Source organism: Pseudomonas sp. CBC3 (assembly GCF_037967085.1).
Classification (GTDB): Bacteria; Pseudomonadota; Gammaproteobacteria; order Pseudomonadales; family Pseudomonadaceae; genus Stutzerimonas.
The window spans coordinates 280,804-302,775 of sequence record NZ_JBANEO010000002.1 but is presented as its reverse complement, the minus strand read 5'-3'; the positions used below and the strand labels follow the sequence as shown (position 1 = coordinate 302,775).

Sequence of the window (21,972 nt, the reverse complement as noted above, 5' to 3'; positions counted from 1 at the left end):
GTTTAGCCGTCCAGCGACGTCACGGCGTCACCGCCACGCGCCTTGAGCCGGCGCATCCGGAAGAACTCGCTCAGTGCTTCACTGCATTGCTCTGCCATCACGCCACCCTCGACCAGCACCCGATGGTTGAGAAAATCCTGAGAAAAGAACTGGCCGCGGCTGATCGCGACGCCAGCCTTGGGCTCCGTGGCGCCATACACCACGCGCTGAATGCGCGAATGCACGATCAGGCCCGCGCACATGCTGCAGGGCTCCAGCGTCACGTACAGCGTACTGCCTGGCAGACGATAGTTCTGTACCTGTAACGCCGCGTCGCGGATCGCCACCATCTCGGCATGAGCACTGGGATCGTGCCGGGATATCGGACAGTTGAAACCCCGCCCGATGACCTGCCCGTCCTGCACCAGCACCGCGCCTACCGGCACCTCGCCCAAAGCCGCGCCCTGAGTTGCCAGTGCAAGCGCCTCGCGCATGAATTGCTCGTCACGCGAGCGGTCGATGATTTGTGGTTTTTTCATAGTTCAGGCTTCAGGCTTCAGGCTTCAGGCTTCAGGCTTCAGGCTTCAGGCTTCAGGCTTCAGGCTTCAGGCTGATCAGCGTGCGGCCAGCGTCAGATGACAGTCAAACGTTTAGCACCTGGCTGTCGCCTATATCCTGCGCCTATACCACCTCGATTGCCGCCATCAGCCCCGTCTCCATATGGTCGATCACATGGCAGTGGAACATCCAGACGCCCGGATTATCGGCTACCAGCGCGACGCGGGCGGTTTCGTTTTTGCCCAAAAGGTAGGTGTCGGTGAACCAGGGTTCGATCTTCTTACGATTGGATGAGATGACCTTGAAGGTCATGCCGTGCAGATGGATCGGATGCTGGTACTGGCTGAGGTTGCGCAGTTCGAGGATGTAATGGCCGTTCCTTTTCAGCGTCGCGATGGGCCGATCTGCGCACGTTTTGTCGTTGATGTCCCAAGCCTGACCGTTGACCTGCCAGAACGTGAACGCATCGCCCGGCCCTGCATCGCTGGATAGCGTCCCGGCCCATTCGAAGTTGAAGCGCAGGGTTTCTGCCAGCTGTAGATCCGGCTCGGCAATCGGATTGGGCGGAAGCGGAGCGGGCCATTCCTCTTCGGCCTCACCTGTGCTGACCGAGGCAAGTGTTGCCAGCCTCAGAGGCCCGTTGCGCAGGGACAGTTGCGCGCCCGCAGGCGGCACCTTCAAAGCCAGGTCGACGCGCATGCCCGGCCCCAGCCAATAATCCTTGCCGAACGGACGCGGCTTGATCGGATTGCCATCGAGCGCATAGATACGTGCCTCGCCACCAGAGAGATTCAGTCGATAGGTCAGGGTGTTATCGAGGTTGAGAATGCGCAAGCGCACCACCTGCCCGGCGGGTAGTTCAAGCGTCGGCGCATGCTCGCCATTGACGCTCGAGAGTACGCCCGGTGTGCCGCCGCGGGCGGCCTCGCGCGGTACGCTGAAATCAGTGAAGGCGCCCTGCTTGTCCACATGCCAGCTCTTCAGGCTCAAGGTGCGCTCATGGCGAAAACCACTCGGTTCGCGCTCCTCGACGATCAGCGGCCCAACCAGCCCGCGTCCCAGCTGCTCGGCGCTGGTGGTGTGCGGGTGGTACCAAAAGCTGCCTGCATCATGCACCTGAAACAGGTAATCGAACGACTCGCCCGGCAGAACGGGCAATTGCGACACATAGGGCACCCCATCCATGTTCAAAGGCAGACGGATGCCGTGCCAATGGATGGTAGTCGGCTCCGGCAGTTGGTTGATGAAGCGCACTCGCAACCAATCACCCTGTCGTGCGCGCAACTCAAAGCCCGGCGCCTGCCCGCCGTAAGCCCAGGCGGGCGTGGTGCGGCCAGGTACCAGTTCGACATCCAGCGGCGCAGCGATCAGTTCGTAATCGTGCGTGGTGACCTCGGCAGGTCGCCCCAGCCAATAGCGGGCACCACCGGCACCGAGGCCGACCACGCCGAGACCGGCCAAGCCGGCAAGGATTTGTCTGCGGGTGAAGGACATGAGTTGCCACGTCTGCAAAAAAGATGAGAGATTTTCTCACTTGCCGGCAGAATCCGCGAGCCGAGTTTCCATACGGCCGTCGCTTGCGGCGCGACATGATGTCCCGTCCAGCGCTTGGGGATTTATTGCGAGCCTCAGGGCGCTATGCTGTCGCGCTTGATCTACCAACATCCCTACGAGGCGTTTTCATGCGTTACCGATCTTTGAGTGGACTGCTGTTTTCTCTCACGCTCGGCAGCCTGCCTGCCCTATCCCAGGCCAATGGCAGCCATGCTCATGGCCACGATCACTCGACGCCTGACAGGCCCGAACACACATCGACCGGGCATGCCGGCGATCCGGCACGCATCAGCCGTACGGTGGATGTCAGCATGGATGACCGGATGCGTTTCGAGCCCGCTCACCTGGCGGTCAAGGCCGGTGAGACTGTGCGCTTTCGGGTAAAAAACAATGGTCAGCTGCCGCATGAGATGGTCATCGGCACGCTCGCCGAACTGCAGGCGCATGCCGAACAGATGCGCACCATGCCGGACATGCCCCACGACGAACCCAACGCCGTCGCGCTAGAAGCCGGTCAGCAGGGCGACCTGCTGTGGCATTTCAGCCAGCCCGCGACGCTGGACTTCGCCTGCCTGATTGCCGGCCACCTCGAGGCGGGGATGAAAGGGAGCATTAGCGTTCAGTAATACCCTGGTCGTCCGTCACCCCTGCCGTACCGGCTTCTCGAAGCTCATGCTGTGATCTCAATGCGAAACAGCCTTTATGCCAATCCGATACTGCTTGAGGAGAGTGGCAGCTCGCGGATGCGCTGGCCTGTAGCGTCGTGAACGGCATTGAGCAACGCCGGGGTGATGAGCACCGTGGAAATCTCGCCGATACCGGTAGGCGCTTCGGTACTGGGCAGGATATGCGTCTCCATCACCGGCGTTTCGTTCATGCGCAGCACGCGGTAATCATGGAAGTTGGATTGCTCAATGCGCCCGCCCTTGATCGTGATATTACCGAACAGCGCTGCAGACAGGCCGAACAGGGTTCCACCCTGCACCTGTGCTTCCACGGTCGCTGGCGATACCACTCGACCGCAATCGACTACTGTGACCACGCGCTCGGTGCGCACCTTGCCTTCGGAATCGAGACTGACTTCCACGACCTGCGCGGCATAAGTCTGGAACGCGAAGGTCAGCGCTATGCCGCGTCCACGCCCATCCGGCAGAGGGCTGTCCCAGCCGGCCTTTTCAGCCACCGCCTCCAGCACCCGCAACGCACGGGGATGGGCCTGGAGCAACGGCTTGCGGTAGGCAATCGCATCCTCACCCGCCGCGTGCGCCAGCTCGTCGATAAAGCACTCCACCGGAATGGCGTTCTGCATATGCCCCACGCCGCGCCACCAACTGGTCAGCAGCCCCTCGGGTGGCTCTTGGCGTACGAACTGAACCAGCATGTTGGGAAATTCATAAGGGCCTGCCGCATCACGGATGGCGTCGACATCAATGCCATCGGTAAAGGCTTGAGGCGCGAAGCGGGCCATGATCGATGAGCCGGTAACGCGGTGATGCCAGGCCAGTGGACGTCCCTGCTCGTCGAGCGTGGCGCTCAGACGGTTGTAGTGGTAGGGCCTATAGGCGCTGTGCTGCATATCTTCCTCGCGGCTCCAGATAACTTTGATCGGGCCGTCGACTTCACGGGCGATACGCACCGCCTGGATCACATAGTCGACCTCAAGCCGCCGCCCGAAACCACCACCCAGATACTGGTTATGTACTTGCACCTTCTCCACGGGCAGGCCCGCCACTTGCGCAGCCGCCGCCTGCGCGCGCGTCGGCACCTGGGTGCCCAGCCAGATTTCACAACTTTGAGGGCCTAAACGCACGGTGCAGTTCATCGGCTCCATCGTGGCATGAGCCAGCAATGGCTGCTGGTAGACCGCCTCGAAGGAGCGGTGCCCCTTGGCCTCGGCGGCAGCACGTACCTGCGCCACATCGCCCTCCTGACGAGCCGTCACCCCTTCCTGCCGCGATGCAGCCGCCAGCTCGTCCAGCATGGTCTGGGTCGAATAACCACCGGCTGGCCCCTCTTCCCACTGCACCTGGGCCGCAGCCAGGCCTTTTTGGGCAGCACCCATGTGATCGGCCACGACGGCCACCACATCATCGAGCTGTACTACTTGGCGCACGCCGCGCACGGCCAGCGCCCTGTCCTGTTCCAGACTTTTCACCCGCCCGCCGAAGAATGGGCTGGCAGCCACCGCGACCACGCGCAGGCCCGGCAGTTTGACGTCTATCCCAAATTGCGCACTGCCATCGACCTTTGCCGGGCCGTCCAACCGCTTCAGGTCGCTGCCAATCAGGCGGAACTGCTTTGGGTCTTTAAGCGCTATATGCTCAGGCACGGGCAACTTGGCTGCTTCTGCGGCCAGCGCGCCGTAACGCAATTGCCTGCCGGTGAGTTCATGCACGACGCTGCCGTCTCGGGCAATGCAGGCCTCCACCGGCACGCCCCAGGCGTTTGCCGCAGCGGCCACCAGCATCATGCGGGCGGCGGCGCCGGCCTCACGCATCGGCAACCAGGCCGTGCGCACCGAATCGGAGCCGCCGGTGATCTGCTGCCCGCCTGGAGCGGGGGCGTAGAGCAGATCGTCAGCCGCCGCATGCTCCAGGTGCACATTGGCTGGGTCGACTTCCAGTTCTTCGGCAATCAGCATGGACAGTGATGTGTAGGTGCCCTGGCCCATCTCGACACGGGGCATCACCAAGGTCACGGTGTTATCGGTGTCGATGCGCACAAAGGCGTTGAAGGTGGTGTTGGCCGGGCTGGTTGTCTCCAGAGCCTTAGCAATCGCCAACGGCACTTCGACGCTCAGCAGCAACGCGCCGCCCACGCCCGCCGCCTTGAGAAAAGTACGCCGCGACAGGCCCGCCGGACCGGGAAGAGAATTGTCCTTGCGCATCTCACGCCTCCTTTGCATTGACTTGAACGAGGCGTGACGCCTGCTTGACCGCCGTATGGATCCGCTCGTAGGTTCCACAGCGACAGATATTGCCGGCCATGCCGTTGCGAATCTGCTCATCAGTTGGCGAAGGGGTCTGCGCCAGTAACGCCGCTGCCGACATGATCTGCCCAGGCTGGCAATAGCCACACTGCACCACGTCCACGTCCAGCCAGGCTTGCTGGAGCGCTTGTCCCTCCTGCGATGCGGTCACGCCCTCGATCGTCGTGATGGTTTTGCCAACAGCGTCTTCGACCGGCGTGACGCAGGAGCGAATGGCCGCGCCGTCCACATGCACGGTGCAAGCCCCGCACAGCGCCGCGCCGCAGCCATATTTGGTCCCTGTCAGGCCCAGCACGTCACGCAGCACCCACAACAAGGGCGTATCGCTGTCGACGTCGGCACTATGCTGCTTTCCGTTGATGGTGAGAGTGAAGCTCATGGTTTGTCCCTACAAAATGAAAGTCGAATCAAGGCCGGCTGCCGCCATGCACCTTTATGTCTCTAACTGGGCATCAATCCGCAATTTTGCATTGGCCACGGAGAGGGTCCGAGGCAGCTCGACGCCATTCTTGACCGCCAGTACCTCGGCCATCACGCTCACCGCGATCTCGGCGGGCGTCTTGCTGCCGATGTAGATGCCGACGGGTGCATGCAGATGCGCCAGGGATTGCTCGGTCTCGCCGAAGTGCTCGATGAAGCGCTGCCTGCGGCTGTCGGTATTGCGCCGCGAGCCAATGGCCCCGACATAGAAGGCCGGGCTGTGCAGCGCCGCCAGCAGGGCCAGGTCGTCGAGTTTGGGGTCGTGACTCAGTGCCACGATGCAGGTACGCGTATCCGGCTGCAGCGCCCGCACCGCATCGTCGGGCATTTGCCTGTCGAGCTGTACTCCTGGCACGGACCAACTGCCCAGGTATTCCTCACGCGGATCGCAAACCGTCACCGCGAAATCATTGAACAACGCCATCGTGGCCAGGTATTCGGCCAGCGCGCCGGCACCGATCAGCAGCATGCGGTATTGCGGCCCCAGAGTGCAGATCAGGCTAGTGCCATCGAAATGCAGCGCCTCGGGCGCCGTCACCGGTGTCAACGTCACCGCGCCGGTCGCACAATCGACCTTGCGTTGGACGAGGGTTCCAGCCTCCAGCTGCCGTACCAGCGCATCGAGCCTGGCCAGATCGGGATCACTTTCCAGCAACAATTCCAGCGTACCGCCACAGGGCAATCCGAAGCGATGCGCCTCGTCCGCCGTGACGCCGTAGCGCTCCAGCCTGGGTGTGCTCCGTGGAATTTCACCCTCACCGAAAGCGCGGGTATAGCGGTGAATCAGATCGTCCTCGATACAGCCGCCGGAAACCGAGCCTACGCAGCGACCATCCTCTCGCATCGCCATCATCGAGCCCACCGGGCGCGGCGACGAACCCCAGGTTCGGACCACCGTCACAAGCATCAGCCGCTGCCCGGCGGCGCACCAGTCGCGCGCGGTGCGCAGCACCTGGACATCAACACTTTCCATACAGATTTCCCATCAATGATTGCCCGTGGCGATCAGTTTCTCGGCCCACGCCAGATCGTCCAGTGTGTCGATATCGGTGACGATGCCCGGATCATCCAGGTGCAGTATCTGCGCCGTTCCGGCCTGCCGATGCGCACGTACCACGGCAGCGGCGCCCCTATCGCCACAGAGCGTGCTCAACGCAGCAAAGCATTCTTGGCCGAACCCGACCGGATGCCCCTGTTGTTGCTGATACAGCGGCAATACCACAGCATGCGTCGCCAGTTCCCGAGCCACCTGCAGCAGGCTGTTCACATCAAGCAACGGCAGGTCGCCAGGCAGGATAAGCCAGCCAGCGGCATCGGCTGTCGCCCGAACCCCGCGCGCGATGGAGTCGCCCATCCCCGCAACCTCTGAGGCTTCGCCCTCTTCAGGTCGCACCAGATGCCAGGGCAGACCCGACAACGCAACGGTACGCAGCACCCGCTGCAACACCGGCACGCCCCCCAGCGGCGCATCGAGCTTGTGCGTCGTCCCGCCGGATTGCACAAAACGCTCGCCTCGCCCGGCGGCCAATACGATCACGGTGGGTAGCTGTTGCATAAGCACATTCCCTACTCCGCCGAACGCAGACTCATCGTTATGCACGCAATGCTCCCAGCTGACGCACTCTCATGGCCAAGCCTCACGTGCAAAACTGAACCCAGGCCTGCATCTTTGTTTATGAGTGATCGCCGCATCCTACTCACCGCTCACGAACGCGAAATCAGCAACGTCAGGAACGCTGCGATCAACAGCAGCACGGCGCTCGCCACGAAGGTACTCTGGTAGCCGCTCATGTCGAACAGCAGGCCGCCCACGGTCGAACCCAGCGCGATGGACAGTTGAATCACCGCAACCATCAGGCCACCGCCGGCTTCGGCGTCCTTGGGAAAGCTCATGGGGACCCAGGCCCACCAACCCACCGGCGCTGCCGTGGCGATCAGCCCCCAGAACCCCAGCAGCGCCACGGCGGCAGCTGTCCAGTTGCCAAAGACGACCAAGGCTATAGCAATGGCGGCCATCAACAGCGGTATGCCGATTAACGTCGGGTAAAAACCGCGCCTGAGTACCGCGCTGATGAGAGTGGTACCGATAAAGCCCGCGATGCCCATCACCAGCAGAATCAACGACAGCGTACCCACGTCCACTTGCGTCACTGTTTCCAGAAACGGTCTCACATAGGTGAACAGGGTGAACTGCCCCATAAAGAAGCAGCCGACCGCTAACATGCCGATGACCACGACCCGCCTGCGCAGCAGAGCAAGCGCGCTGAAAGCATGGGTCGAACCGGCTGGGCGCGCCTCGACCGACATGGAGGGCAGGCTGAACCATTGCCAGACCAGGGCAATCAGCGCCACCGGCACCAGGCAGAAAAAAGCGCCACGCCAGCCGATGATCGACCCCAGGTAGGCACCCAGCGGCGCGGCTAGGACCATCGCCAGCGCGTTACCGCTGTTGAATATAGCCAGTGCACGAGGTACCTCACTGGCTGGCACCAACCGCATGGCGGTGGCTGCCGACATCGACCAGAACCCGCCGACGACGATGCCGATCAACGCACGGCCCACCATATAGGTGAAATAGTTCGGTGCCAGCCCGATGATCGCACCGGATAGCCCCATCACCCCAGTCAGCACCAGCAGCAACGCCTTGCGGTTCATGCTGCCGGCCAGCACGGAAATGAACAGGCTGGTCACCACGGCGAAGGCACCGGAAATCGCGATGCCCTGCCCGGCCATACCCTCGGTGATACGTAGCTCGCTGGCGATGGGTGTCAGCAGGCTGACGGGCATGAACTCCGAGGCGATCAGCGCGAACACGCACAAGGTCATGGCGAATACGCCACCCCAAGAAGCCGGATGGTTTTCTGAGTCGCCCTGATGCTGTGTGTTGCCAGCAGGAGCGTCGGATGTATTGGAAGGCATGAAGTTCTCTTGCTGTCCTGCTGCGTATGGGAACGCGTCAGGTGCAGAAGGTTTGGAGGGGTTCAGGTGTCAAATTCTTACCTAAATGAGTCCCCCTTACTATCTAATGGATGCTTAATGAGCATATAAGCGCCACTAATCAATGCCCCGCGAGTACTGCCGCCATGATGAAACGAAACCTCAATGATCTGCTGTCATTCGTGACCGTGGCCCGTGAAGGCAGTTTCACCCGTGCCGCCGCGGTGCTCGGCGTCACCCAGTCAGCGCTGAGCCAGGCCATCAGCGGTCTTGAAACCCGACTGGAGATACGGCTGCTCACCCGCACTACACGCAGCGTCTCACCGACGGTGGCGGGCGAGCGCCTGCTGCAGGCCATCGGACATCGTTTCGATGAGATCGAGGCGGAATTGGATGACCTGACGGAACTGCGCGACAAGCCCGCCGGCACGGTGCGCATCACCTGTGGCGATCACGTCCTGCGCACCACGCTGCTACCCAAGCTCACGCCCCTGCTGCTCGACTATCCGGATATCAAGGTGGAGTTCGATGTGAGCTATGGCTTCCGTGACATCGCGGCGGATCGTTTCGATGCCGGCGTGCGCCTGGGTGAGGCCATCGACAAGGACATGATTGCCGTCCCCATCGGACCCAAGCTGCGCATGGCTGCCGTGGCTTCACCGGCTTATCTTGCCAGTCATCCCAAGCCCGAGAACCCACGCGACCTGATGAATCACAATTGCATCAATATGCGAAGGCAGTCTTCGGGCGGCCTGTATGTTTGGGAATTCGAGCGGCGCGGCCAACAACTGAATGTACGCGTGGACGGCCAACTGGTTTTCAACACTTCACCCATTATGGTGGATGCCGCCTTGGCGGGGCTGGGCATTGCCTTTCTGCCCGAGGAGGAGTTCATCCCACACCTCGAAGAGGGCCGGCTCATACGGGTATTGGAAGACTGGTGCGAACCGTTCGACGGCTACTACCTCTACTACCCAAGCCGTAGGCAACCATCGCCGGCTTTTTCCCTGGTTGTCGATGCGTTGCGCATCACCAGAGCTGCGGAATCGAAGCGCCGCTGAGGTTCGCTGGCAGGCGATAGGCCGCGTACCCGAAGCTCACTTCGCGCAGCGCAGCGCGAGCAGACACTCACTCAACCCGTGAATGGGCCAGCTACAAAACGAAGAACTCCGGCCTGGGGTGGGCTCAGCCAGCACTGGCCTCGCGATTTCCCTGCAACTCATCACGCAACTGCTCTGCGCTTGTACCGATACCTCCACACACAATCACCACGACGCGGCGCGCCTGCGGAAAGCAGTCCTTCACTCTGGACAAGCTGGCGATCGACACGCCACAGGCGGGCTCCGTCAGCAGGCGATGTGCGGCCAGCAGGTCTGCGCTGCCTTGAAACGCTTCGCTATCCGATAAAACCAGGCTTTTGATGGATAGTTCACTGGCCAGCTCAACGGAGCGCTTACACACCATTCTCGCGCCCAGGGAAGTTACACGACTGTGAATGGCCGGAATCTCAATCGGGTAGCCATGCTTCAGCGCAGCCGCATACGAGGCTGCACCCTCGGTCTCGACTGCCAGGATGCCGACGTCATCCCAGCCCGCTCGTAGCGACCCTTCGCCCACTCCAGCCAGCAGTCCGCCGCCCCCGACAGAGCAAATGATCACGTCGGGTTTGGCGCACTGCTTCGTGAGCTCATCGATCATCGAGGCATGCCCTTCCCACAAAAGTGGATGATCGAACGGATGGATGAACACCGCGCCCGTACCAAGGAGTAACTGGGCATGGGCGTTTGCCTCCTGCCAGGAGCTGCCGTGAACGATAACCCTGGCGTCCTCGCTTTGGATCAGCTCCTTGGCTTTCAGCGTGGTGGTTTCGGGGACCACCACCGTGACCCCTACCCCCAGCTGTCGCCCCGCATAGGCGACTGCGTAACCTGCATTACCGCCGGAAGAGGAAATAAAGTGCGTAGCGCCGCTGCGCAGCAAGGTTGCGCAGGCGTGCCCGACACCCCGTAGTTTGAAGGAGCCACTTGGCTGCACACTTTCAATCTTGAGCATTACCTCCAGCCCTGCCATTCGGGAGAGCGCGGTTGAGTAGATGGTTGGCGTCACTACATGCATTGGCATTGAAGTCTTCCTTTGTTATTACGGCCCGCTGACGGAGCAGGCCAGATAAAGGCACGCGAGGCACGTCCGATGCTGGTACCTCCAGGCCTTGGTCACTGCGGATGACTAGCTTTCCACTGCCGGGGTGATTGCCCCGATTGCGCCTTGAACGCGCGGGAGAGCGCGGCTTCGCTGCCATAGCCAACTTCGATCGCGATCACCTTCAAGGAACGTCCGCGCCGCAAGGCCTTCTGGGCCAGTCGCACGCGCCAACCTTGCAGATACTGCCCAGGCGTAGTGCCGACCGTCTCGCGGAACGCCGTGGCGAACACGCTGCGCGACATGCCGGCGACGTTCGCCAGCTCGTCCAGCGTCCACTCCTGCGCCGGCGCTTCGTGCATCGCCACCAGCGCGTTGCGCAAGCGCGGATGCGACAATCCGGACAGCAGCCCTCCGTGCACTTCGCCGCTTTCCATCAGCTGGCGCAACACCTGAATCATCACCACCTCGAACAGACGCTCGATCAACGCGACGCGCCCGCAGCGCTGCTCGAAGGCCTCTTCGAACAGCAACCCCAGCACCGGTTCGGCGCCGTCAATGGCTGCCAGCGGCAGGCAGACGACATCCGGCAGTGCTGATGCGATGGGATTGCCTGCGCCGCCATCGAATGACAGGTTGGCGCAAACCATGTCCGCACCGCGCTCGGGGTCGGTGACGAAGCGATGCGTCAGCGGCCGCGGGAACAGCAACAGGCTCGGTCGTTCGACCTGCAGCTGTTCCCTGCCGTACCACACTTCCACCGCACCGCTGCGCACCAGGTGCAACTGTCCATGTACGCCATCGCTTTGCAGCGTGTTGATGCCGCACAGTGCACCCGCATTGAACACCTGCGCGCTCACCGGAAAATGCGTCATCAGTGCTGCAAGTCGATCAACCATATTCATCCACCGTCGGCGCAGTAAGGCCGTTCATTCAATCTTTGAGAAAGTTCAGCAGATCCTGGTTGAAGCGATCCTTGTGGGTATCGGTCAGACCATGGGGAGCGCCAGGATAGACGATCAGCTTCGCTCCTTCGATCTGCGCGGCGGACGCCTTTCCGGAGATATCGAGCGGCACGATCTGGTCGTCGTCACCATGGATCACCAACGTCGGTACGTCGAATTTCTTCAGATCCTCGCGGAAGTCCGTGGCCGAGAACGCGGCGATGGAGTCGTAGGTATTCTTGTGGCCAGCCTGCATGCCCTGTGCCCACCAGCTGTCGATCAGCCCTTGCGAAACCTTGGCGTCCGGTCGATTGAAGCCGTAGAACGGGCCGGATGCGATGTCGAGGTAGAGCTGCGAGCGGTTTTCCAGCGAGCCCTTGCGGATGCCGTCGAAGACTTCCAGCGGCAGGCCACCCGGGTTGTCGGCAGTTTGCAGCATCAGCGGCGGTACGGCACTGATCAGCGCGGCCTTCTTGATCTTGCCGGTACCGTGGCGGCCGATGTAGCGCGCCACTTCGCCGCCGCCCGTGGAAAAGCCGACTGCGGTGATGTCGTTGAGGTCGAGGGCGTTGATCACAGCCGCCAGGTCGTCGGCGTAGTGATCCATGTCATTGCCGTCCCAGGGCTGACTGGAGCGGCCATGACCGCGGCGGTCGTGAGCAACCACTCGGTAGCCCTGGTCGGCGAGGAAGATCATCTGCGATTCCCAGCTGTCCGAGCTCAGCGGCCAGCCGTGGCTGAAGGTGACGACCGGGCCGTCTTTCGGGCCCCAGTCCTTGTAGTACAGGCGCACGCCGTCGGCGGTGACGATGTAGTTGCCGTCCACGGTGGCGCTGGCGGCGATCTGCGCCGGTGTTTCTGGCTGCGCGGCATTGGCGGTGACACCGGCCTGCAAGGTGATTGCGAGCATGCTGGCAGCAAAGGTGCGGGTGGTGGTGTTCATGACGATATCTCCAGTGTTCGATCGAAAGGATGGAAGTGGTTGTGTAATCAGTCGGCGATGAGCAGCGTCACGTCGATGTTTCCGCGCGTCGCGTTGGAGTACGGGCAGACGATGTGGGCCTGGTCGACTAGCGCTTGCAGCACCTCGCGGTCGATGCCGGGTGCGGAGATGGTCAGTTCGGCTTCGATGCCGAAACCAGTGGGGATCTGGCCGATGCCGACTTTGCCGGTAACGTTGGTGCTCGCGGGCAGTGCGACTTTCTGCTTGCCGGCGACGAACTTGAGCGCGCCGAGGAAGCAGGCCGAATACCCGGCGGCGAACAGTTGCTCGGGGTTGGTTCCGGCGCCGCCTGCGCCGCCCAGCTCGCGCGGCGTAGACAGTTGCACGTCGAGCACGCTGTCGGAGGAAGTGGCGCGGCCTTCGCGGCCACCTGTGGCAGTAGCAGTGGCGGTGTAGAGGATTTTATCGATGGCCATGGTGGTAGTTCCTGTTCAGTTGGGTGGCCGGCTGGTGTTGTCCGGTGAGATGTATTCTGCACGCCACCAGAAACTATTGATGATGAAAAATCCATAAAACTTGATCAGGAGTATTTTTACCCGATTGGCTTTTCGTTTTATTCCGCTGTTCAGATCGCCACACCACCGGGGACATTGATCGTCTCACCGGTGATGTAGCCCCCAGATGGGCCGGCGAGGAAGCAGACGGTCTAGGCGACCTCTTCCAGCGTGGCAATGCGCCGGATCGGGTGCATGTCCAGGATGGCGTCCCGGATTGTCGGGGCACCGACGACTTGCGCAGCCATATCCGTGGGCATGATGCTCGGCTGAACGACGTTCACCGAGATATTGCGAGGATCGAAATCCCGTGCAGCCCCGTTTGCGTATCCAACGAGCGCTGCCTTGGTCCCGGCATAGTCGGCGGTCCCCCGAAAAGGCCACATTGGTCCCGAGCCGAGAGCCGATGAAGATAAGATGATTCGACCACCATCAGTCAGTTCGGGCGCCGCCGCACGGGAGATGGCGACCGGCCCTCATGACATTGACCTGCCATTGCCGGTTGTAGTTTTCAACATCAAAGGCTGGGTTCAGCCGCGACGTTGGAGGCAGTTGCCAAGCAAGCGTTCTCCACGTGGCCGGCGCGCGACTCCACATTCCCGGGTAGCCGCTGGCAAGTCCGGATAACGCTCACAGAGCGATCAGCACCGAGCCCAAGCATAAAAAAGCCCGCTTACGCGGGCTTAGTGTTATTTCACGCTACTAGGCAGCTAGTATTTGCCAAGTGCCGATCATTCCCACTCAATCGTCGCCGGCGGCTTGCTCGATACGTCGTAGGTTACGCGGGAGATGCCTTCGATTTCGTTGATGATGCGGTTGGAGACCTTCTCCAGCAGCTCGTAGGGCAGGTGTGCCCAGCGGGCGGTCATGAAATCGATGGTTTCCACCGCGCGCAGCGCGACGACCCAGGCGTAGCGGCGGCCGTCACCGACTACACCGACCGATTTCACCGGCTGGAACACCACGAAGGCCTGGCTGGTCTTGTGGTACCAGTCGAAGTTGCGCAGCTCTTCGATAAAGATATGGTCGGCGCGGCGCAGCAGGTCGGCGTATTCCTTCTTCACCTCGCCGAGAATCCGCACGCCCAGGCCCGGGCCCGGGAAGGGATGGCGGTAGACCATGTCGTAAGGCAGGCCGAGCTCGAGGCCGATCTTGCGCACCTCATCCTTGAACAGTTCACGCAGCGGCTCGACCAGCTTGAGGTTCATTTCCTCGGGCAGGCCGCCGACGTTGTGGTGCGATTTGATCACGTGGGCCTTGCCGCTCTTGGCGCCAGCCGACTCGATCACGTCCGGGTAGATCGTGCCCTGAGCGAGGAACTGGATGTTGTCGAGCTTGCTGGCCTGGGCATCGAAGACGTCGATGAAGGTGCGACCGATGATCTTGCGCTTCTTCTCCGGGTCGGCTTCGCCAGCGAGGTTCTCCAGGAACTGCGCTTCGGCATCGGCGCGGATCACCTTGACGCCCATGTTCTGGGCGAACATGGCCATCACCTGGTCGCCTTCGTGCAGGCGCAGCAGGCCGTTGTCGACGAAGACGCAGGTCAGCTGGTCGCCGATGGCCTTGTGCAGCAGTGCGGCGACCACCGAGGAATCGACGCCGCCAGACAGGCCCAGCAATACGTTGGCGCTGCCTACCTGGGCGCGGACCTGCTCGACCAGGTCTTCGACGATGTTCGACGGCGTCCACAGCGCCTCGCAACCGCAAATTTCCAGCAGGAAGCGCGACAGGATGCGGCCGCCCTGCTTGGTATGGGTCACTTCCGGGTGGAACTGCACGCCGTAGTAGCGGCGGGCCTCGTCACCGATCGCGGCGATCGGGCAGCTCGGCGTGCTAGCGATGATATGGAAGCCTTCCGGGATATCGGTGACCTTGTCGCCGTGGCTCATCCAGACGTCGAGGCCGAACACGCCGTCGTCGTCCATGTGGTCCTCGATGCCGTCGAACAGCTTCGACTTGCCGACCAGGTCGACCCGCGCATAGCCGAATTCACGCACATCCGAACCCTGCACCTTGCCGCCCAACTGCTCGGACATGGTCTGCATGCCATAGCAGATGCCGAACAGCGGCACGCCCAGATCGAACACCGCCTGCCGCGCGCGTGGGCTGCCCTCCTCGTGCACCGACTCGGGGCCGCCGGCGAGGATAATGCCGCGCGGGGCGAAGGCACGGATGTCCTCGTCGCTCATGTCCCAGGGATGCAGCTCGCAATAGACCCCGAGCTCGCGCACGCGGCGGGCGATCAGTTGGGTGTACTGGGAACCGAAGTCGAGGATCAGGATGCGGTGGGCGTGAATGTCGGGATGAGACATGGGGCTTTCCTTCGGAAAAAGCTTGAAGCTGAAAGCCAGAAGCTGGAAGCAGAGGCCCGAAGTCGCGACTTCAAGCTTCCAGCTTCCAGCTCCCAGCGCCTATTAATCGAGGCTGGATCAACCGACCCGGTAGTTGGGCGCCTCTTTCGTGATCTGCACGTCATGCACATGGGACTCGGCCATACCGGCACCGGTGATACGCACGAACTGCGGCCGCGAACGCATCTCGTCGACGGTGGCGCTGCCGGTATAGCCCATGGAGGCGCGCAGGCCGCCCATCAGTTGATGGATGATCGCCGACAGTGAGCCTTTGTAAGGCACGCGGCCTTCGATGCCTTCGGGTACCAGTTTCTCGGCACCGGCGGAAGAGTCCTGGAAGTAGCGGTCCGAAGAGCCCTGAGCCTGGGACATGGCGCCCAGCGAGCCCATACCGCGATAGGCCTTGTAGGAACGGCCCTGGAACAGTTCGATCTCGCCCGGAGCCTCTTCGGTGCCGGCGAACATCGAGCCCATCATCACCGCGTTGGCGCCAGCAACGATAGCCTTGGACAGGTCACCGGAAAAGCGGATGCCGCCGTCGGCGATCATCGGCACACCGGTGCCTTCCAGCGCGGCGGAAACGTTGGCGATGGCGGAAATCTGCGGCACGCCGACACCGGCGACGATGCGCGTGGTGCAGATCGAGCCCGGGCCAATGCCGACCTTGACCGCATCGGCACCGGCCTTGACCAGGTCCAGCGCGGCTTCGGCAGTGGCGATATTGCCGCCGATCACCTGCACCTGTGGGAAGTTCTGCTTCACCCACCGCACGCGATCGATCACGCCCTTGGAGTGGCCGTGGGCGGTGTCCACCACCACCACGTCGACGCCAGCAGCCGCCAGCGCCTCGACACGATCAGCAGTATCCGCACCAGTCCCCACGGCAGCGCCGACACGCAGGCGGCCCTGCTCGTCCTTGGAGGCCAGCGGGTAGCTCTTGGCCTTCTCGATATCGCGGAAGGTCACCAGGCCGCGCAGATGGAAGTTGCCATCGACCACCAGCATCTTCTCGATGCGGTGCTCGTAGAGCTTGACCTTGATTTCTTCCAGCGGTGTGCCTTCTTCGACGGTGATCAGGTCCGCCTTGGGCGTCATGATCGCCGCCACGGTGTCGCCGGTATTGGGCGTGAAGCGCAGGTCGCGGCCGGTCACGATGCCGACCAGCTCCTTGCCGGAGACCACCGGAAAACCGGAGAAGCCCAGCTCGCGCGCCTTGCGCAGCAGCTCGCTGATCTTGGTCTCGGGCGTGACGGTGGCCGGATCATGGACGATGGCCGTCTCGTGACGCTTGACCTTGCGCACTTCGGCAGCCTGCTGCTCGATGCTCATGTTCTTGTGGATGATGCCGATGCCGCCTTCCTGCGCCATGGCGATGGCCAGGCGGGCTTCGGTGACGGTATCCATGGCTGCGGAAACCAGGGGAATGTTCAGCTCGATCTCGCGGGTCAGGCGAGTCTTGAGGCTGACATCCTTCGGCAGAACCTCGGAATATCCCGGGATTAGGAGAACATCATCGAACGTCAGAGCTTCTTGGCTGATACGCAGCATGGCGGGGGCTCCCAGGCGGGAAAAAGGAAGCGCGGCATTATACCCACCCACACCATCACGCTCAATGCGGTTGTGAGGTCCGCCGCGCGCACTCCGCTTCGCTGCATTGGCAAAATGACCGATCGGTCACAACTGCTCGACCACTAGCGCCACTCCAAAACCAAGGCGTGCGGCGAACTCGTCAAGGAAGGACTGGCTGAAGCCGGCCTCACCCCAACCATTGAAGATGAACCCGAGATTGGAGAAACCGCAGGCCGGAATGAAAAGAAAGCCGTTGATGTCGTCTTCATAACCGCATTCCGGGCAGGTAAAGGTGTCGGTCTGCGCGGGCATCCACTCGTCGAGACTCTCGAACAACGCCTCACCGATCTCGCGGCGACATTCAGGGCAACCCGCCTCCTCGGCAAAATCGTGAGTCGGCGTATAGATGCAGCGCTTGGTCACAACCTTCAAACCATTGATCGGCTGGTCGAACGGCAGCCGTTCCGGATGCAGGACCACGGCGCGCGCGCCCGGCGCGATCGCATAGGCCATGCCGCTGGCACCGCGACCACAGGTGGTCGGCAGCGCCTCGACGATGCGCCGCTCGACGAGCCAGCGAAGGACCTTTCGAGCGCTGGCTTCATGGCCAGGAAAGGTGGAAATACGCGGCACGATGATCGCTTGGCTGTGGCTCATGATGGGCTTGGGTCGAAGGTGGAGGAAAGCCGCGCAGCTTAATACGCTGCCCGCTCAGGTCAATCGCGCCCGGTCGGAGTCGAGCGCGCGCCGTCCACCTTCAGCCTCCAGCGCTCTTCGGGGTCATTTCCCGTATCATCGCCGCCATGCTCAAAGATCCCTTTCAACGCTTGAATCTCGACCGCGAGGTCCTCACCGTCAGCCAGCTCAACGGCCGCGCGCGGCTGCTGCTGGAGGACGTGTTCGCCCAAGTCTGGGTCGAAGGCGAGATATCCAACCTTGCCAAGCCGGCTTCCGGCCACATCTATTTCACGCTGAAGGACAAAAACGCCCAAGTGCGTTGCGCGCTGTTCCGGCAGAACGCCTTACGAGTGCGCCAAGCGTTGCGCGACGGCTTGGCCGTGAAGGTGCGCGGACGGGTGTCGCTGTTCGAGGGTCGTGGTGACTATCAGTTGATCCTCGACAATGTCGAGCCGGCGGGCGACGGCGCGCTGCGGCTGGCCTTCGAAGCGCTGAAGGAAAAGCTCGGTGCCGAGGGCCTGTTCGATGCCGACAGCAAGCGCGCCCTGCCCGCACACCCACAGCGGATCGGCATCGTCAGCTCGCCGACCGGCGCGGTGATCCGCGACATCATTTCGGTGTTTCGCCGCCGCGCGCCCCATGTGGCACTGACGCTGGTGCCGACGCCGGTCCAGGGCCGCGAAGCGACTACACAGATCGTCCGCGCCATCGAGCTGGCCGATCGCGGCGGTTTCGATGCGCTGATCCTGGCCCGCGGTGGCGGCTCGCTGGAAGATCTCTGGTGCTTCAACGAAGAGATCATCGCCCGCGCCGTAGCCGCCTGCCAGACGCCGATCGTCAGCGCCGTGGGCCACGAAACCGACGTGTCCATCGCCGACTTCGTCGCCGATGTGCGTGCACCAACGCCTTCTGCCGCGGCCGAATTGCTGGCACCCAGCAGCACAGATATTTCCCAGCGCCTGGCAAGCCTGCGCCAGCGTCTGTTGCTGCGCATGCAGGACCGGCTTCATCGCGACAGCTCACGGCTCGAGAACCTGACCAAGCGTCTGCGCCATCCCGGCGAGCGACTGCAACAGCAAGCCCAGCGCATCGACGACCTCGAACAACGCCTGCTGCGCGGTATCGACCGTCGCCTCTGTGCGGGCCAGGAGCGCTTTGCCCGCCTTGATACCCGCCTGGGCGCACAGCATCCGGGGCGCACCCTGAAGCTGCTGCGCCAGCGTCTTGAGCATCTGTCCGAGCGCATGCCGCGTGCCATGCAGGAAAGGTTGAAGACCCGCCGCCGCCAGCTGCAGAGCCTGGCGCAGACGCTCAATATCGTCAGCCCGCTAGCAACCCTGTCACGCGGTTACAGCATTCTGCTGGACGAGCACGGCCATGCCGTCCGCCGCGCCAGCCAGACGCAGCCCGGCCAGCGCCTCAAGGCCCGTCTCGGTGAGGGTGAGCTGGATGTGCGAGTGGAAGATAACCACCTCGAGCCGGTGACACTGCCGCTGCTTTGAACGAGCAAGCCCGGGGGGAAATACCTGCCGGGCTTTAGTCCCTTACCTCGCCGCGCCTTGCTCCTCGATCCGCTTGAGCAATAGCCCCGTGACGCGCCGGTCCTTGACCTCGGTGACGTGCAATCGCCAGTCGGCGTGCTCCACCTGGTCGCCGATCACCGGTAGGCGATCGAGCAGGCTCATCACCAGCCCGGACAGGGTCTGGTAGTCGTCGGTCGCCACCGCGCGAAAACCGAGGCGCTCGCGCAGCACGGCGAGATTGACCGCGCCGTTGATGCGGTAGCCACCCTCCACCGGCTCGATATCCGGTCCCTCCACCTCGCTGGCATCCGGCAGCTCGCCGGCGATCGCTTCGAGAATATCGGTCAAGGTCAGCAGGCCTTCGAAGCCACCGAATTCGTTGACCACGAAGGCAATGTGGGTCGAGGCATGGCGCATCTGTTCCAGGGCGCTAAGCACCGTACAGCTGTCGGGCAGGTTGATGGGCGCACGCACCAGCGGCTCGATCTCTGGCGCCTCGCCATTGAGCAGCGTCTTGAGCAGCTCCTTCTTGTGCACATAGCCCAGCGGCTCGTCCGGCGAATCGCCACGGGCCACCACAAGACGCGAGTGCGGCGAGTTGAGCAGCGCCGTCTGGATAGTCGCGGGCTCGCCGTCGAGGTTGATGCGGTCCACTTCCATGCGATCGGTCATCACTGTGCGGATGGACTGCTCGGCAAGATTGAGCACGCTGCTGATCATCACCCGCTCGCGGCGGTTGAACAGCGAACCCGGCTCCGTCTGACCGCTCCGATCCACCATGTCGGCGATCTCGTCATCCACTTCGTCGGCTTCCAGTTTGCCGCCGAGCATACGCAGCACGGCGTGGGCGGTGCGTTCGCGTAGCGGGCGGGCGCCCTGCAGGCTGCGCTTGCGACGCGAACGGGCCAGCTGGTTGAAGAACTCGATGGCGATGGAGAAGCCGATGGCCGCGTACAGGTAGCCCTTCGGAATGTGATAGCCCAGGCCTTCGGCAGTGAGGCTGAAGCCGATCATCATCAAAAAGCCCAAGCAGAGCATGATCACCGTCGGCCGCGCATTGACGAAGGCGGTCAGCGGCTTGCTCGCCAGCAGCATCAGCGTCATGGAGATGACCACGGCGATCATCATCACCTGCAGATGCTCGACCATGCCCACAGCGGTGATCACCGCATCGAGGGAGAACACCGCGTCGAGCACGATGATCTGCGCTACCACCGGCCAGAAGCGGGCGTAGGCCTTGCTGCCAGTGTGCTGGTGCATACGGCCTTCCAGCCGCTCGTGCAGTTCCATAGTCGCCTTGAACAACAGGAACAGGCCACCGCCGAGCATGATCAGGTCGCGCCCGGAGAAACTTTTGCCGAAGAGTTCGACCAACGGCTCGGTGAGCGTCACCAGCCAGGCGATGCTTGCCAGCAGGCCCAGGCGCATCACCAGCGCCAGGCTCAAGCCGATGACGCGCGCACGGTCGCGCTGCTCGGGCGGCAACTTGTCCGCGAGGATGGCGATGAAGACCAGGTTGTCGATGCCCAGGACGATTTCCAGGACGATAAGCGTGAGAAGGCCCAGCCAGGCCGTAGGATCAGCGATCCATTCCATGTTTGCGGTCTCCTGTGGTGGACAGGTGGCGCACTACGGCGCAAGCGGTGCACGCGTGGGATAACGCGACATCGGAGGTTGGAATGATCGAAAAATAGCAGCTGGAGAGCGCCGCGATCGTCATGGCCGACGATCGCGGCTGGGTACAGGGAATGTTCATGGAGCCCTTGGGGTAGATACGGGACCGAGAGAATAGTCAGCAGCGAGGAGCGCGTCACGACCGATTGGTTACGAGTGTTTTCAGACGACCGCGCCGTAGAGCCCTACGCCGTATACCCTTCCCCCCGCCAGGCGTTTACGCGAGGATGGCCATTTCTCCCAGCGGATCCGCCCATGCCACGCGTCATCGTTTTCCTGCTTACGCTCGTGCTCACTCATCCCGCCCACGCCGAGGGCTTCATCACCCGCCTGTTGAACAAGCCCGTGCCGGGCGGTGTGGCGGTGGTTGACCTAGGCGACGGCGCCACCGCGCCACAGGTGCGCTATCAGGACAAACCCGCGCTGGTGATCCGGGAAGACGGCCAGCACTGGATCGCCATCCTCGGCATCCCACTCACAGCCGCGCCCGGCGTACAGCAGGTTGAGATCGATGGCAACCAACGCAGTTTTAAGATCGAGCAACGCGAATACCGCGCCCAACACATCACCCTGAAGAACAAGCGCCAGGTCAACCCGAACCCCGACGACCTCAAGCGCATCCAGCAGGAACTGGCCGAGCAGACCGAAGCCTATCGCCAGTTCAGCCCCAACCAGCCCAGCAACCTATTGTTCGACAAGCCCGTCGACGGCCCGCTGTCTTCGCCGTTCGGCCTGCGCCGCTTCTTCAACGGCGAGGAACGCAACCCGCATTCGGGACTGGATTTCGCTGCCAAAACCGGCACCCCTATCAAGGCACCGGCTGCCGGTAGGGTGATTCTCATCGGCAATTACTTCTTTAACGGCAAGACGGTGTTCATCGACCACGGCCAAGGGCTGATCAGCATGTTCTGCCACCTGTCCGAGATCGACGTGAAAGTAGGCAATCAGCTCGCGCGGGGCGAAGTACTCGGAAAAGTTGGCGCGACCGGTCGTGCAACCGGGCCGCACCTGCACTGGAACGTCAGCCTCAACGACGCACGTGTCGACCCGGCCATTTTCATCGGTGCATTCAAACCCTGACCAACAATAAGGAAAACAAC

Annotated in this window: 20 protein-coding genes; 4 read left to right on the top strand and 16 right to left on the bottom strand. The window is 62.4% G+C overall.

Features of this window, described 5'->3' with window-relative positions; translation table 11 throughout:
• Nucleotides 1-2 precede the first annotated feature (2 nt).
• Both tadA and V6943_RS08510 read right to left on the bottom strand, forming a co-directional pair.
• Nucleotides 3-518 carry a tRNA adenosine(34) deaminase TadA gene (tadA, locus tag V6943_RS08515; protein ID WP_340553213.1) on the bottom strand — a complete coding sequence of 172 codons (516 nt, stop codon included), beginning with the start codon at nucleotides 516-518 and terminating at the stop codon, nucleotides 3-5.
• A gap of 142 nt (nucleotides 519-660) precedes the next feature.
• Nucleotides 661-2,031, bottom strand: a complete 1,371-nt coding sequence (locus V6943_RS08510; RefSeq protein ID WP_340553212.1) for a multicopper oxidase family protein — start codon at nucleotides 2,029-2,031, stop codon at nucleotides 661-663.
• A gap of 188 nt (nucleotides 2,032-2,219) precedes the next feature.
• Between V6943_RS08510 and V6943_RS08505 the strand changes: the two genes are divergently transcribed.
• On the top strand, nucleotides 2,220-2,717 hold the full coding sequence (locus tag V6943_RS08505) for a cupredoxin domain-containing protein (protein WP_340553211.1): 498 nt from the start codon (nucleotides 2,220-2,222) through the stop codon (nucleotides 2,715-2,717).
• Between the two features lie 74 nt (nucleotides 2,718-2,791).
• On the opposite strand, the gene V6943_RS08500 is transcribed toward V6943_RS08505, so the two are convergent.
• The 5 genes from V6943_RS08500 to V6943_RS08480 form a co-directional block, all read right to left on the bottom strand.
• On the bottom strand, nucleotides 2,792-4,978 hold the full coding sequence (locus tag V6943_RS08500; RefSeq protein WP_340553210.1) for a xanthine dehydrogenase family protein molybdopterin-binding subunit: 2,187 nt from the start codon (nucleotides 4,976-4,978) through the stop codon (nucleotides 2,792-2,794).
• A gap of 1 nt (nucleotide 4,979) precedes the next feature.
• Complete coding sequence (locus V6943_RS08495) at nucleotides 4,980-5,459, bottom strand: (2Fe-2S)-binding protein (protein WP_340553209.1); 480 nt, start codon at nucleotides 5,457-5,459, stop codon at nucleotides 4,980-4,982.
• A 54-nt stretch (nucleotides 5,460-5,513) separates the two neighbouring features.
• Complete coding sequence (locus tag V6943_RS08490) at nucleotides 5,514-6,533, bottom strand: XdhC family protein (RefSeq protein WP_340553208.1); 1,020 nt, start codon at nucleotides 6,531-6,533, stop codon at nucleotides 5,514-5,516.
• Nucleotides 6,534-6,545: 12 nt separating this feature from the next.
• Nucleotides 6,546-7,115 carry a nucleotidyltransferase family protein gene (locus V6943_RS08485; protein WP_340553207.1) on the bottom strand — a complete coding sequence of 190 codons (570 nt, stop codon included), beginning with the start codon at nucleotides 7,113-7,115 and terminating at the stop codon, nucleotides 6,546-6,548.
• 149 nt (nucleotides 7,116-7,264) lie between these two features.
• The gene (locus tag V6943_RS08480) at nucleotides 7,265-8,386 is read right to left on the bottom strand and encodes an MFS transporter (RefSeq protein WP_340553685.1); all 1,122 of its coding nucleotides are present in this window, start codon (nucleotides 8,384-8,386) and stop codon (nucleotides 7,265-7,267) included.
• A 257-nt stretch (nucleotides 8,387-8,643) separates the two neighbouring features.
• Between V6943_RS08480 and V6943_RS08475 the strand changes: the two genes are divergently transcribed.
• Nucleotides 8,644-9,558, top strand: a complete 915-nt coding sequence (locus V6943_RS08475; protein ID WP_340553206.1) for a LysR family transcriptional regulator — start codon at nucleotides 8,644-8,646, stop codon at nucleotides 9,556-9,558.
• Between the two features lie 124 nt (nucleotides 9,559-9,682).
• Here V6943_RS08475 and V6943_RS08470 read toward each other — a convergent pair whose 3' ends face one another.
• The 8 genes from V6943_RS08470 to V6943_RS08440 all read right to left on the bottom strand — a co-directional run bounded on the left by V6943_RS08470 (nucleotide 9,683) and on the right by V6943_RS08440 (nucleotide 17,654).
• A complete protein-coding gene (locus V6943_RS08470; protein ID WP_340553205.1) occupies nucleotides 9,683-10,618 on the bottom strand; it encodes a pyridoxal-phosphate dependent enzyme in 936 nt (311 codons plus the stop codon).
• Nucleotides 10,619-10,710: 92 nt separating this feature from the next.
• The gene (locus tag V6943_RS08465; RefSeq protein WP_340553204.1) at nucleotides 10,711-11,535 is read right to left on the bottom strand and encodes an AraC family transcriptional regulator; all 825 of its coding nucleotides are present in this window, start codon (nucleotides 11,533-11,535) and stop codon (nucleotides 10,711-10,713) included.
• 34 nt (nucleotides 11,536-11,569) lie between these two features.
• Nucleotides 11,570-12,523 carry an alpha/beta fold hydrolase gene (locus V6943_RS08460; RefSeq protein ID WP_131648046.1) on the bottom strand — a complete coding sequence of 318 codons (954 nt, stop codon included), beginning with the start codon at nucleotides 12,521-12,523 and terminating at the stop codon, nucleotides 11,570-11,572.
• 47 nt (nucleotides 12,524-12,570) lie between these two features.
• Nucleotides 12,571-12,999 carry an organic hydroperoxide resistance protein gene (locus V6943_RS08455; RefSeq protein WP_131648045.1) on the bottom strand — a complete coding sequence of 143 codons (429 nt, stop codon included), beginning with the start codon at nucleotides 12,997-12,999 and terminating at the stop codon, nucleotides 12,571-12,573.
• A gap of 230 nt (nucleotides 13,000-13,229) precedes the next feature.
• Entirely contained in the window at nucleotides 13,230-13,496 is a 267-nt protein-coding gene (locus V6943_RS20390; protein ID WP_371924036.1) for an SDR family oxidoreductase, read from the bottom strand.
• A 312-nt stretch (nucleotides 13,497-13,808) separates the two neighbouring features.
• Nucleotides 13,809-15,389 (bottom strand): glutamine-hydrolyzing GMP synthase, encoded by a 1,581-nt coding sequence (gene guaA / locus V6943_RS08450; protein WP_131651223.1) that lies wholly within the window; start codon nucleotides 15,387-15,389, stop codon nucleotides 13,809-13,811.
• 117 nt (nucleotides 15,390-15,506) lie between these two features.
• On the bottom strand, nucleotides 15,507-16,976 hold the full coding sequence (guaB, locus tag V6943_RS08445) for an IMP dehydrogenase (protein WP_131651222.1): 1,470 nt from the start codon (nucleotides 16,974-16,976) through the stop codon (nucleotides 15,507-15,509).
• Between the two features lie 126 nt (nucleotides 16,977-17,102).
• Entirely contained in the window at nucleotides 17,103-17,654 is a 552-nt protein-coding gene (locus tag V6943_RS08440) for a sugar ABC transporter ATPase (protein WP_340553203.1), read from the bottom strand.
• 146 nt (nucleotides 17,655-17,800) lie between these two features.
• Between V6943_RS08440 and xseA the strand changes: the two genes are divergently transcribed.
• Complete coding sequence (gene xseA / locus V6943_RS08435; RefSeq protein WP_340553202.1) at nucleotides 17,801-19,177, top strand: exodeoxyribonuclease VII large subunit; 1,377 nt, start codon at nucleotides 17,801-17,803, stop codon at nucleotides 19,175-19,177.
• A gap of 42 nt (nucleotides 19,178-19,219) precedes the next feature.
• Here xseA and V6943_RS08430 read toward each other — a convergent pair whose 3' ends face one another.
• Nucleotides 19,220-20,794 carry a TerC family protein gene (locus tag V6943_RS08430; RefSeq protein WP_340553201.1) on the bottom strand — a complete coding sequence of 525 codons (1,575 nt, stop codon included), beginning with the start codon at nucleotides 20,792-20,794 and terminating at the stop codon, nucleotides 19,220-19,222.
• A 333-nt stretch (nucleotides 20,795-21,127) separates the two neighbouring features.
• Between V6943_RS08430 and V6943_RS08425 the strand changes: the two genes are divergently transcribed.
• The gene (locus V6943_RS08425; protein WP_340553200.1) at nucleotides 21,128-21,952 is read left to right on the top strand and encodes a peptidoglycan DD-metalloendopeptidase family protein; all 825 of its coding nucleotides are present in this window, start codon (nucleotides 21,128-21,130) and stop codon (nucleotides 21,950-21,952) included.
• Nucleotides 21,953-21,972 lie beyond the last annotated feature (20 nt).